The sequence below is a fragment of the Tunturiibacter gelidiferens genome (assembly GCF_014201335.1).
GTDB classification, from domain to species: domain Bacteria; phylum Acidobacteriota; class Terriglobia; order Terriglobales; family Acidobacteriaceae; genus Edaphobacter; species Edaphobacter lichenicola_E.
Map to the genome: position 1 here is coordinate 108,292 of NZ_JACHEB010000004.1, position 12,018 is coordinate 120,309.

Below are 12,018 nucleotides of genomic sequence, written 5' to 3' on the forward strand. Positions count from 1 at the left end.
GTCACTGTTGCGGAATGAACGAAAAACCGATCTCAGCCGCATATAATCGTGGGGACTGAGGGGAGCGGGCCATGGGACCAACTGCGAATCGGCGAAAGATTTGGATCGTCGCTCTCGGTGCGTGCCTGCTCATCCTCTTCGTGGCTCTTGCTACTCTGAACGCTTTTAACACCCAGCTCCCCAAACCGGCGAGCAACCAGCAGACAGTGATCTTCACCGGTCTGTCGATCGTGGCGTTTCTTCTCTTCGTCGCTGTGTTGCTGCTGTTGGTTCGCAACGTACTGAAGCTGTATGCGGACCAGCGCAGCCGTGTGATGGGTACACGTTTGCGCACCCGCATGTTGTGGGGCGCAGTGCTGGTCAGTCTCGTTCCCATCGCTTCGATGTTTGCATTCAGCTATCAACTCATGAATCGCGCCGTTGACCGCTGGTTTACTCAGCCTGTCACGGATATGCGCGAAGACAGCAACAACATGGCCCTCGAACTGGCGCACTACACGACAGCGAATGCCCGCGCCGAGGCGGATTCGATCGCCGCTAGTCTGCCCGCACCACCGGCGGTTGCTCCCGTAGCCAATGAACGAGTTGCACGAGAACCTGCGTCGAGTCATAGCCAGCCGCATCGCTCGACCCACGGTTCGGCGCATGGTCCTGCGCATCCCGCCGCACCCTCTGCCTCTCATCTGAACCGTGAGGCGGTCTACGAGGTTTTGCGACAGCACGAAATTACCCTGCAAAACGGCTTTGCTATCGTCTATCGCGAGGGTCGCGTCGTTGCTACCTTTCACCTGCCACAGCGCGTCGGAGCCACCGCGCAGGTTAAGGTTTGGCTTCCCGACCAGGTGGCCGGGGCTGACACGGAGGAGGCGAGCGCTCACGCCCCCACCGACCCCATGGATGCCGCGATCCTCAACGCCGCCCAGCGCGTCGACCAGCCCGTGTTTTCGCTTGGTGCAACCGACTACGCACTGGGTGCCACTACTCTGAAACAGGGCGAGACCGTCGTCGTAGGCCTGCCTATGCCCTTCGGTATGGCTGCGACCATGACCAATCTGCGTAAGGCTGCAGACGCGTATTGGGTACTCTACAGCGAGCGTCGTCAGATCAGAGATCTCTACATGCTCCTGCTGCTGATGATGACGAGCCTTGCTCTGTTCGCCTCATGCTGGTTGGCGCTTCATCTCTCAAAACAAGTGACGAAGCCGGTTGAGGCTCTTGCGGATGCGATGGAAGCTATCGCACAAGGCGACTACGGCCACCGCGTGCAGGAGAGTGCAACCGAAGAGCTTGGGGAACTAGTGCGCAGTTTCAATCACATGGCCGCCGATCTAGAGGGCAGCCGCCGCGCAGTCGAAGAGTCCACCGTACAACTCAGCGCCGCCAACACTGCGCTTGAGGCGCGTCGCGGAGAACTCGAAACGATGCTCGAGACGATTCCCAACGGCGTAGCGACGCTCGACACGGATCGACGGATAGTCCTCGCTAACCGCGCTCTTAGCGAGATGATGGATCCGGGCGGACAGCGACCTTTCTATGGATTGGTCATGGAAGAGGTATTTCCGCCTGAGGTCTCCGAGGTACTTGACCGCCTCATTAAACGCAGTCATCGCATGGGTTCGGCTTCGAGTGAGATTGAGATTACAGGCTTTCCCAGAACGTCGGGCGACAGATTTGGCGGAACCATGAATCTCCTCGCTACAGTTGCCTTGCTCGAGATGCCTGCTGCTTCCGAACGCATGCGCCGTGAGCATCAGGGCTACGTAATCGTCCTTGAAAACGCGACCGAGCTGCTCCGCGCGCAGAAGCAGTCAGCATGGAAAGAGGTCGCCCGGCGGGTAGCCCACGAGATTAAGAATCCTCTTACTCCAATCAGCCTCAGCGCCGAGCAAATTCGCCGTCACATCGACCGCCTCGCCCGCGCCGTCGCCGACGCGATACCACCTAGCAGCGCGGAACCACCTTCCATCGCCGTCATCCGCCGATGCTCTGAGGTCATCACCTCTTCGGTTGAGAGCATGCGTTCACTCGTTGACCAATTTGCCGCTCTTGCGGAGTTCCCCACGGCTCGCCCGAAGCCTGCAGACCTCAACACGATCGTCGAAAACTCGTTGGCTTTGTTCGCAGGCCGCATGCAGACGATTCGCGTCGTCCGTAAGATGAGTCCCGATCTGCCGCTCGTCATGGCAGACCCAGAGGCCTTAAAGCGCGCTCTCGGCAATCTCATCGACAATGCCGCCGAGGCAATGCAGCAAAGCCTCTATCGAGAGCTGCAAATAAGCACCTGTCTCCTGGACAGCGGAATGGTCGAACTTACCATCGCCGACAGCGGTTCCGGTCTTACCGACGACATGCGACAGCGCCTCTTCTTGCCGTACTTCTCCACCAAGCAGCGCGGTACCGGACTCGGCCTCGCAATTGCTGCAAAGATCATCCAGGAGCATCAGGGCACTATCCGCGCGGAGAAGAATGAGCCGGCGGGAGCCAGGTTTATCGTTGAGCTTCGCCCAGCCAGTTCGCCGGACAGCGACGCCGAGGCGACAGCTGTCTTCAGTGCCTATGCCCCTTCCCAGAATGGTCATCACTCGACAGTTGAAGTCGAATCTGCCGCCGCAACCAACGGCACCAAAGCCGAAGACGACTTTGCCTCCACTCGCCCCAGAGGCCCACAATGAATCACGTACTCATCGTTGACGACGAAGCCGAGATCCGCGAGTCGCTCGAAAGCATCCTTCGAGAAGAGGACTATCTGGTCACCACCGCAGCAACAGCCGGCGAAGCCCTGGAGCTTCTTCGCGACGCCGCCTACGACGTTGTCCTTCTCGACATCTGGTTGCCCGACCGTGACGGCCTCGATACCCTCACCGAAATCCGTCAAATGGAATCGGCCAACGTTCCCGAAGTCGTCATTATTAGCGGTCACGGCACCATCGAAGCCGCAGTCCGTGCCACAAAACTGGGTGCCTACGACTTTCTCGAAAAGCCTCTCTCACTGGATCGCACCCTGATCGTTCTCAAGAACGCCATGAAGGCTCGCCAGATGCGCGAGGACAATCAGGAGTTCTCACGCCAGCTCACCAAAGGGACGGTCACAGGAAACTCTGTTCCCATGAAAGCCCTGCGACAACAGATTAAGCTAATGGCGCCAACCAACGGTCGCGTGCTGATCTACGGAGAATCCGGCGCAGGAAAAGAGCTCGTCGGTCGAGCCATGCATGCCGAGAGCCTGCGCAAAGATCGTCCTTTCGTCGAGCTAAACTGCGCTGCCATCCCCGAGGATTACATCGAGAGCGAGCTCTTCGGCTATCGCCATGGTGCGGTCCCAGGCGGACCTACCGAAAAGCGTGGGACCTTCGAGAGAGCCGACGGTGGCACCCTCTTCCTCGACGAGGTCGGGGATATGAGCCTCAAGACACAGGCCAAAGTATTACGAGCATTGGACGAGCAGCGCTTTCTTCCTGTTGGCGCCTCCCATCCCGTCCACGTCGATGTCCGCGTCATCGCAGCGACCAATAAGGATCTTGAAGAAGAGATCGCCCGCGGCAACTTCCGCGAAGACCTCTTCTATCGTCTCAATGTCATTCCGTTCTTCGTCCCACCACTGCGCGACCGCAAGGAAGACATTCCCTTGCTGGTAAAAGAGTTCCTGCAGCAATTCGGTGCGGAGTATGGACGCCCACACGTGGAAATGACCGACGACGCTCTTGCCGCTCTAAAGCAATATCACTGGCCCGGAAACGTGCGCGAGTTGCGCAATCTGGTCGAGCGGGTATTGATCCTCAATCCCAAGACGCAGCGCCTCGAACGCAAGCATCTGCCCATGCTCGTCTACCGCGACTCCGCCCGAGACGCGAACAAGAACAACGGTCGTGAAGAGTTCACCAGCCTCCTGCAGGCCCGCGAAGCCTACGAACGCGACTACATCCTGAAAAAATTAGATGAGTTCCACGGCAACGTCAGCCGCGCCGCAGAAGGCCTCGGCCTTGAGCGCAGCCATCTTTATCGCAAGATGAAAGCACTCGGCGTCAGCGTGAAAGAATAGACCCGAAACAACTCTGCGCCGTTATTTTTCTTCCGCAGCCTGTTTGGCCGCAATCTCTTCAAGTTGCCTCCGCCAGTCGAGGTCTTCAACAAAGCCTCGGCTGGAACGCCACTCTTCCTGTACCTTCACAAAGAGTTCGAGAAACACCCGCGTGCCCAGCAGAGATTCGATATCTTTCCGTGCCGCAGTGCCGATTCGTTTCAGCATCTCGCCCTGCTTGCCAATTAGGATCGCCTTCTGGCCTGTTCGCTCGCAGAAAATGGCCGCCGAGATCTTTGTCACAGGCAGCTTGCCGTCCTTCATCTTCTTCATGGAGGCGGGCTCTTCAAACTTTTCAATGACGACCGCGGTCGCATATGGGACCTCTTCGCCGGTGAGCATCAAAATCTTCTCGCGAATCAGTTCGGCGACGAGGAAACGCTCTGGCTGATCGGTGAGTTGATGCTTCGGAAAATAACGCTGACCCTCCTTCAATTGGCCTATGACCTTCTCCAACAGCAGCTCAAGCCCTTCTTTCTTTCGTGCCGAGATCGGAATCACATCCGCAAAAGAATGGAGCGTAGACCAATGCGCTATCAGCGGAAGCAGGTCTTTCTTCGGGATTGCATCCATCTTGTTGAGCACTAGAATCACCGGGCATTCGAGTTTCTTAATCAGAGAAAGAGCAAAGTCATCTTCGGCAGCTGACATTCCCATCCGCCCAGTCGCCTTTCCGCTGTCTCCTGCTCCGGGAGTCTTTGGCAAACGGTGCGTCACATCGACGATAAATAGCACCGCGTCGCGCGACTCCAATGCATCATGAACCTCCTGCATCATCCGCTTATCAAGCTGAGTATCCGGTTTGTGAATCCCCGGCGTGTCGACCAGTACCACCTGCGCAGCAGGATGTCCGGCCTCGCCTTTGGCCTTCTTCTTCAGCGACACTTCGAGCACTCCATGAATCCGTGTGCGCGTCGTCTGCGGCTTGTGCGTGACGATAGCAAGTTTCTGCCCGAGCAGGGCGTTGAGCAAGGTGGATTTACCCGCATTCGGGCGACCGATGATGGAGACGAAACCGGAGCGAAAGGCCATTCTCTTTATTATGCGCTGTCGCAGTGCCCTAATTGGCGAACCTCGGCTAAACTGGCTCCTATGAAATCCAACAAACTGCGAGCTCTTCGCAGAACCGTTCGAGGTCTGGCCCTGTTATCATCCGTCACCGCACCACTTTTCCTCTCCGCTCAAGCCGTCAATCCCTTTTCTTCGATCGAGGTTCACTCAGACCGGACCGTAACCTTCGCTTACAAAGACGGCGTAGCTACAAAGGTCGACCTGGTCGTCGGCGGACTGCCGAAGAAGCTGGCTATGAAAAAGGATGCAGCCGGTATATGGACTGTCACAACGCCGTCGCTGCCGCCTGAAATATATGGATATCACTTTGAAGCCGACGGTGACCTCCGATTGGATCCGGCCAATCCCGATACCACGATCAACCTGGTTGATACCGCGAACGAACTCATTGTGCCCGGGGACACCCCCCAACTCTGGGATGTAACCAACGTCCCGCACGGCATCTTGCACCACTACACGTACACCACTGATACCGTCCTTGGGCTGCCTCAAAACCAGAGCCGTTATTACGTCTACACCCCGCCGGGCTACGATCGGAAGGCTCCACAGCCGTATCCGGTCCTCTATCTGCTTCACGGGTGGAGTGACTCGGACTCAGGCTGGACGGCTGTCGGCCGCGCCGAACTAATCCTCGACAATCTGCTTGCGCAAGGCAAGATCAAGCCTATGGTGGTCGTGATGCCGCTCGGTTACGGGGATATGTCCTTCATTCACCAGTTCCATGTATGGGAAGATCCAGCCGCCATCGACCATAACGTCGATCTGTTCGCCAAAGCGCTGCTCACCGAGGTTCTCCCGCGTGTCGAGTCTGACTATCATGTCTCGAAGGACCGCAACGACCGCGCCATCGCTGGTCTCTCCATGGGCGGCCTTGAAAGCCTCGAGATCGGCCTCTCCCATCCGGATAAATTTGCGTGGATCGGAGGATTCAGTTCTGCCGTTCACAACCTCGAATATAGCCAGAAACTCGCGTCGCTCGATCCCAAAGCTGCGAACCTCCGCCTGCTCTGGGTCGCCTGCGGAACCGAAGACTCGCTTATCGAGCCCAATCGCAAACTCATTGATTTTCTTAAAAGTAAGAGTATGCCCGTCCAGCAGATCGAAACCCCCGGCTACCACACGTGGATGGTCTGGCGCGACAACTTGATCCACTTCGCTCCGCTGTTATTCCAGCAAAAATAGCGGTTTGGATCTTCCCAGCATTGTCTGTGAGGGCTACGGGCGGATGAGCGTCACAATGCGAGATCATGATCAGAGTTTCACCCTGGCGCAGGGTCCCGGTGAATACGATTGTGGACGGCATCACGAAAAAGTTGCACGCCGCATCCAGCACGCCACCTCCGCCTGCGCGTCACTTCGCGGATAATCAGTGCTAGCGCATGGAATCTTTCTTTACACGCTTCAAGAATGTTCTGGTCCTGGTTGCCATCCTCTTAGCCCAGACCATCGGCCTTGCCGTCCAGGTTCGCCGCCCCGTCGAATCGGGCGCCCCTGACAGCAGCAGGGTCACGCTTATTCGATACTGGGCCGTCTCCATCGTCACTCCGTTTGAGCGATTCTTCCACGGGATCGGCCACACTATTCGCTACGGATGGTCCAACTACGTAGACCTCCGCAACACTCGCCAACAAAATCACGACCTTCAGGATCAGATCGCGCGTCTCCGACTAGAACAGGCCTCGTTCGCCGAAGACGCCATGCAGGGTCATCGTCTGCAGGCACTGCTGGACTTCCAGCAGCACTATGTATCGGCCACAGTTGCTGCCCAGGTGATCGGCACCAGCGGTAACGACCTTTCGCGCGTCATCTACATCGACAAAGGTGCAAAGGACGGCCTCAAGGCCGACCAGGCCGTTATCACGCCGGACGGCATCGTCGGAAAGATTCGCGATGTCTTTCCGCACACCTCCCAGGTGCTCCTGATAAACGATCAGACCTCAGGCGCCGGCGTTCTCCTGGCCACCACGCGCATCCGTGCCATCCTCCGGGGCAGCACCACCGGTCAGATTCTGATCAACAACCTCACGCCCGACGACCGCATCAAGCCCGGGGAGCAGGTCCTCAGCTCCGGCGGTGATCAAGTTTATCCGCGAGGTCTTCCCGTCGGAATCATCGAGTCCATCAAGGTCGATCCCGATCACCAGCCCTACACGCTGATCCAGCTTCGTCCCGCCGCTAATCTGAACCAGCTCGAAGAGGTTCTGGTCATCACTGGGACTCAAGCCACACTTTCTGATCAGGCTCAAAAGGATCTTGTCACTGGAGCCGCGACCGCCGAGGCTCAGGCCGCCGACAAACAACTTGCTGACCAACAGGCAGCGGAAGCTGCCGCTCGTTCTGCCGCTCAGATCGTAGCTGATCGTCTGCCTAGCATTCACGACGACGCGACTGATGCTAAGGCCGGCACCGCAACAACGCCTGCTACCACCACGCCCCCGGTCAGCGTGGTTCCGAAACCGCTCCCCACTCTCCACTCCGACCGTTACTCGTCCGGAGCCACTCCATCGGCAGCTGATCTCAAGCCCGGCGCTCCAGAGACCAATAATCCGTCAATACCTCAGACTCCCACTCCGGACGCAACAACTCAACCGGCTACACCGAAGCCCGCGCAACCAAAGCCCCGCAAACCCCAACCTCTATCAGACCCAACTCAGCCCCCAAACCCTTAACCGTAGCAATCTCTCAAAATAAAAAATGGCCACCCGCAGTTTCACATCCCGCCGAGAGCTAGAGCAGCACAGCTTTCCCCCTGCCGTTGCGCTCCTGGTGCCGCTGGGTGCCATCCTTTTGCAGGCGCTGCTTCCCAGACCCTTTCCGCGGCTTGCCATCCTCGATCTCCCTCTGATCGTCACCGTCTTCTTCGCCGTCTCGCGCCGCAATCCCGTCGCCGGCACCCTCACCGGAGCAGCTATTGGCCTCCTCCAGGACGCCCTCACCGCCCAGCCCATCGGCGTTAACGGTATGGCGAAATCCGTCATCGGCTACATCGCCGCCAGCATAGGTATTCAGATCGACGTAGAAAACCTCACTACCCGCATTCTCATCAACTTCGGCTTCTTTCTTATCAATAGCTTCCTGCTCTTCCTCATCAACCGTCGACTCCTTGGACTCACGAACTTCCACATCTATTGGGGCCACGAACTCATTCGCGCCGCGATCAATACGGCGGTTGCCCTCCCTATCTTTTTTCTGCTCGATAACACAAAGAGGAACGAGTAAAGCCCAAATCCAATCGTCTAAAACGTACAACACAACAGTGGTAGACCCGGATCATCAACTCCAGTCGTAGACTGAAATAGCATGGAACTCACTCACCATATCGACCCGAACGACGTCGGCCCCAGCGGCAAAGCCGAAAAAGTCTCTGCGGGTAAGCTTCACGCGGCTCAGTACATCGTCGCATTCATTCTCGTCATTCTGATCACTGGCCTCTGGAGACTTCAGGTCCTCGGCGCTGATAACTTTCGCGCACTCGCCGAAGCCAACCGCATACGCAAAGTCCCGATTCTGGCCCCTCGCGGCCGCCTCTTCGATCGCGAAGGTCGTCTGCTGGTCGATAACTATCCCTCTGTCTCCTGCTACCTTCTCCGCGAACAAGTCAAGGATCTCGAAGCCGACCTTCCTCTCATCGCTCAAGGCCTCCACATTCCGGTTGAGCAGATCCAGTCCACACTGCGCCGCTACCAGATCGCCCCAAATTATCAGCCAATCCCTCTAAAGCAGGACATCTCGCCCGACGAACAGGCCTTTATCGCAGCTCACCGTGACGAGCTTCCCGAGCTCGAAACCCTCGACGAACAGCGCCGCCTCTACCCTCGTGACGGATTCGCCGCCCATCTTATCGGCTACGTCGGAGAAGTCTCCGAGCAGATGCTCGACGACCCCCGCTACGCCTTCTACTCGCCCGGCGATGTCGTCGGCCGCTCCGGCGTCGAGCAGACCTATGATGCCTTGCTACGTGGCAAAGACGGCAGCCGAGACGTCATCGTTAACAGCCACGGTAAAGAACTAGGCCACCTTGGCCAAGAGCTTGCCGTCCCAGGCAAAGACCTCAAACTCACCATCGATCTCGACCTCCAGATTGCCGCCGAGAAGGCGCTCGATGGCAAAAACGGCGCGATCGTTGCGATGGACCCGCATACCGGTGAGATTCTCGCGATGGTCTCTCGCCCTACATACGACCCCAACCAATTCTCCGTCCGCCTCACCAAAAACTACTGGAACGAGATCATCAACAATCCCGACCATCCGTTGCTCAACAAGAGCCTTCAGGCGCAGCTCGCCCCAGGAAGCACCTTCAAGATCATCATGTCGGTCGCTGGCCTCCAGGAAAATGTCGCCCAGACCATGCACGTCAGCTGCAACGGTGGCGCCGAGTTCTACGGCCACTTCTACGCCTGTGACAAACACCACGGCGCAGTCGACATCAACAACGCCATTCCGTACTCCTGCGACACCTTCTACTACACACTCGCCAACCGTCTCGGTATCGACACCATCGCGAAGTACGCGACCTCTCTCGGCCTTGGTCAAAAGACCGGCATCGACCTGCCCGACGAGGTCGCCGGCACTATGCCCTCCACAGCTTGGAAGCTGAAAACGCAGCATGACAAGTGGTTCGCCGGCGAAACCATCTCGGTCGGTATTGGCCAAGGCGCAGTCACCGCGACCCCCATCCAGCTCGCACGCGCCCTCAGTGGCGTCGCTAACGGGGGTGTTCTTCGTCGTCCGCATGTCGTCTTCGCTGACGAGATTCCACCCGACATGCTTCAAGCCATCCGCGAGTCCTTTCCGGGCTCCGGAGACGCGACCATTCCGCTGACCACGGAGAACTGGCAGCTCATCACCGACGCCATGGCCAACGTCACCAGTAGCCCCATCGGCACCGCCTACGCCGCGCATCTTGAAGGTGTCGACTTCGCCGGCAAGACCGGCACCGCGCAGGTCATCGGCCACGATGCTCTCGCCAAGACTAACAAAGGCCACAACACTGAACCCAACGCATGGTTCGTGGGCATGGCTCCACGGCGCAATCCAGACATCGTCGTCGCCGTCCTCTGGGAGCATGGCAACTGGGGCAACAACTCCGCCAAGCTCGCCTCCCAGATTATCGACGCCTTCGTCAACAAGCAGCGCAAACGCGACAACAACATCCGCGTCGCCACCACCCCCGAGCCTGCCAAGCCCGAGACCACTGCCAGCGCAACACCCACCGTGCCGAGCGCCGAATAGGACGGACCAGCCACCATGCCCCGCCTCTCCTCCTACCGCGACTTCGACTGGGTCCTTCTCGGATTCGTGCTTCTGCTCTCGCTCATCTCTGTCCTCGAGATCAAATCAGCGACGCTCCACACCAAGTTCCACGGCTTCGATCACAAGCAGATCCAGTTCCTCGCCGTCGGCTTGATCCTGATGTTCATCGTCTCGCTCATCGACTACCACCGCCTGATCGACATCGTTCACTGGGCATACGGCATCAGCATCCTTTCGTTGATCGCCGTTCTGGCCGTTGGCACCAAAGTCCTCGGCGGACGCCGCTGGATCAAATTTCCAGGCGGTATTCACTTTCAGCCATCCGAATGGGTCAAACTCGTCCTCATCGTCGCCGTCGCCCGGTACTTCTGGGGACTGGCAGGAAAGGAACTAACCTGGGGCGACATTGGAAAGGCGGCCGTTATGGTCGTCGTCCCGATGGCTCTCGTGCTGAAACAGCCCGACCTCGGCACTGCTCTGACGTACCTACCCATTCTGATCTGCGGCCTCTTCCTCGGAGGTATCCGCTTCAAACAAGTGGGTCTCGTGCTGCTTGCGCTGGCGATGATCGGGGGTGTTGCCTGGAAGAGCGGCAAACACCTCAAGCCGTACCAGCAGGCACGCATCGACGCCTTCATTAATCCCGACTCCGACCCACGCGGCTCGGGTTATCAGATCCGCCAATCCCTCATTGCGGTCGGCTCCGGTGGCATCTGGGGCAAAGGTGCCAACAAGGGGACCCAAACTCAGGGCGATTTTCTTCCCATCCCCTATACCGACTTCATCTTCGCCGCATTTTGCGAAGAGCACGGCTTCGTCGGGGCTCTCGGCGTCCTGCTCTTATATTTCCTCATCCTCATGCGCCTGATTCAAAACGCTCAGACCGCTTCCGATCTGCCCGGCAGCTTCATCATCATGGGGGTGGTCGCGGTTATCGTCTTCCAGATTGCCGTTAACGTCGGCATGGTCGTCGGCCTCATGCCCGTTACAGGGATTCCTCTGCCCTTGCTGAGCTACGGCGGTTCCTCGGTCCTGTTCACCTTTCTTTCCCTTGGCATTGTCATGAACATCCGCATGCGTCGCTTCGTCAACTAGAGGTGCATTACCGGAATCGCCTCAAAAGTTCCTCGAAAGGGAACAATTGTCAGTATTACAGAGAGGTAAATTTCCCGTTGTAGCGGCTTTAGTGCAATACTGTTAGCAACACCTGTTCGGCTGTAGATGCCGCTCAGTGTACCCCGCTACTCGGGCGCACGGTCGCCAGTCAGCGGCAACAAAAGACTTTTTAGAAGAAAAGGCCGGCCAGCCAGAGACATCGATCCGTTGGCCGGACAGGTTTTAGGGAATGATTGCATCCGGATGGCGAACGGCCCCGCCTCAAATCTCTGATTTTGAGGTTGTTCTGGTCACAAACTCCGCATGTCTCGAATTGCTCGAAGCATCCCCCCGTGTTCCCGATCTACCCGGTATCGCCCAATCCGCCCTCTCAGCGAGTGCGCCCACGGCAGAGTTGTATTCCCACCTCGCACCGGTCGTCGAGTTTCGTTCACGCGCTTCCGCAGCCCGTAATCTGTCCGCTCCACGGTGAGCCCAACCCGGCCGTAAGCCAGGTTGAC

At 58.0% G+C, this 12,018-nt stretch carries 8 protein-coding genes; 7 read left to right on the forward strand and 1 reads right to left on the reverse strand.

The window, feature by feature from the left end:
* Window positions 1–71: 71 nt before the first annotated feature.
* Window positions 72–2,672, forward strand: a complete 2,601-nt coding sequence (locus tag HDF14_RS09280) for a sensor histidine kinase (protein WP_183975767.1) — start codon at window positions 72–74, stop codon at window positions 2,670–2,672.
* Entirely contained in the window at window positions 2,669–4,039 is a 1,371-nt protein-coding gene (locus tag HDF14_RS09285; RefSeq protein WP_183975769.1) for a sigma-54-dependent transcriptional regulator, read from the forward strand. Before HDF14_RS09280 ends, HDF14_RS09285 begins: the two co-directional genes overlap by 4 nt.
* A gap of 21 nt (window positions 4,040–4,060) precedes the next feature.
* Here HDF14_RS09285 and era read toward each other — a convergent pair whose 3' ends face one another.
* Complete coding sequence (gene era / locus HDF14_RS09290) at window positions 4,061–5,110, reverse strand: GTPase Era (protein WP_183975771.1); 1,050 nt, start codon at window positions 5,108–5,110, stop codon at window positions 4,061–4,063.
* A gap of 60 nt (window positions 5,111–5,170) precedes the next feature.
* Here era and HDF14_RS09295 point away from each other — a divergent pair, with 60 nt between their 5' ends.
* The 5 genes from HDF14_RS09295 (at window position 5,171) to rodA (ending at window position 11,497) form a co-directional block, all read left to right on the forward strand.
* Window positions 5,171–6,331: an alpha/beta hydrolase gene (locus HDF14_RS09295; RefSeq protein ID WP_183975773.1), complete on the forward strand. Its 1,161-nt coding sequence runs from the start codon at window positions 5,171–5,173 to the stop codon at window positions 6,329–6,331.
* Between the two features lie 197 nt (window positions 6,332–6,528).
* Complete coding sequence (mreC, locus tag HDF14_RS09300; protein WP_183975775.1) at window positions 6,529–7,818, forward strand: rod shape-determining protein MreC; 1,290 nt, start codon at window positions 6,529–6,531, stop codon at window positions 7,816–7,818.
* 25 nt (window positions 7,819–7,843) lie between these two features.
* On the forward strand, window positions 7,844–8,368 hold the full coding sequence (gene mreD, locus HDF14_RS09305) for a rod shape-determining protein MreD (RefSeq protein ID WP_183975776.1): 525 nt from the start codon (window positions 7,844–7,846) through the stop codon (window positions 8,366–8,368).
* Between the two features lie 81 nt (window positions 8,369–8,449).
* Entirely contained in the window at window positions 8,450–10,381 is a 1,932-nt protein-coding gene (mrdA, locus tag HDF14_RS09310; protein WP_183975777.1) for a penicillin-binding protein 2, read from the forward strand.
* A 15-nt stretch (window positions 10,382–10,396) separates the two neighbouring features.
* Window positions 10,397–11,497, forward strand: a complete 1,101-nt coding sequence (gene rodA, locus HDF14_RS09315) for a rod shape-determining protein RodA (protein WP_183975778.1) — start codon at window positions 10,397–10,399, stop codon at window positions 11,495–11,497.
* Window positions 11,498–12,018: the final 521 nt, after the last annotated feature.

Coding starts and splice junctions, on each gene's coding strand:
- mrdA (WP_183975777.1), top strand. CDS start 8,450: ATGGAACTCACTCACCATATCGACCCGAACGACGTCGGCCCCAGCGGC.
- HDF14_RS09295 (WP_183975773.1), top strand. CDS start 5,171: ATGAAATCCAACAAACTGCGAGCTCTTCGCAGAACCGTTCGAGGTCTG.
- mreC (WP_183975775.1), top strand. CDS start 6,529: ATGGAATCTTTCTTTACACGCTTCAAGAATGTTCTGGTCCTGGTTGCC.
- HDF14_RS09280 (WP_183975767.1), top strand. CDS start 72: ATGGGACCAACTGCGAATCGGCGAAAGATTTGGATCGTCGCTCTCGGT.
- era (WP_183975771.1), bottom strand. CDS start 5,110: ATGGCCTTTCGCTCCGGTTTCGTCTCCATCATCGGTCGCCCGAATGCG.
- rodA (WP_183975778.1), top strand. CDS start 10,397: ATGCCCCGCCTCTCCTCCTACCGCGACTTCGACTGGGTCCTTCTCGGA.
- mreD (WP_183975776.1), top strand. CDS start 7,844: ATGGCCACCCGCAGTTTCACATCCCGCCGAGAGCTAGAGCAGCACAGC.
- HDF14_RS09285 (WP_183975769.1), top strand. CDS start 2,669: ATGAATCACGTACTCATCGTTGACGACGAAGCCGAGATCCGCGAGTCG.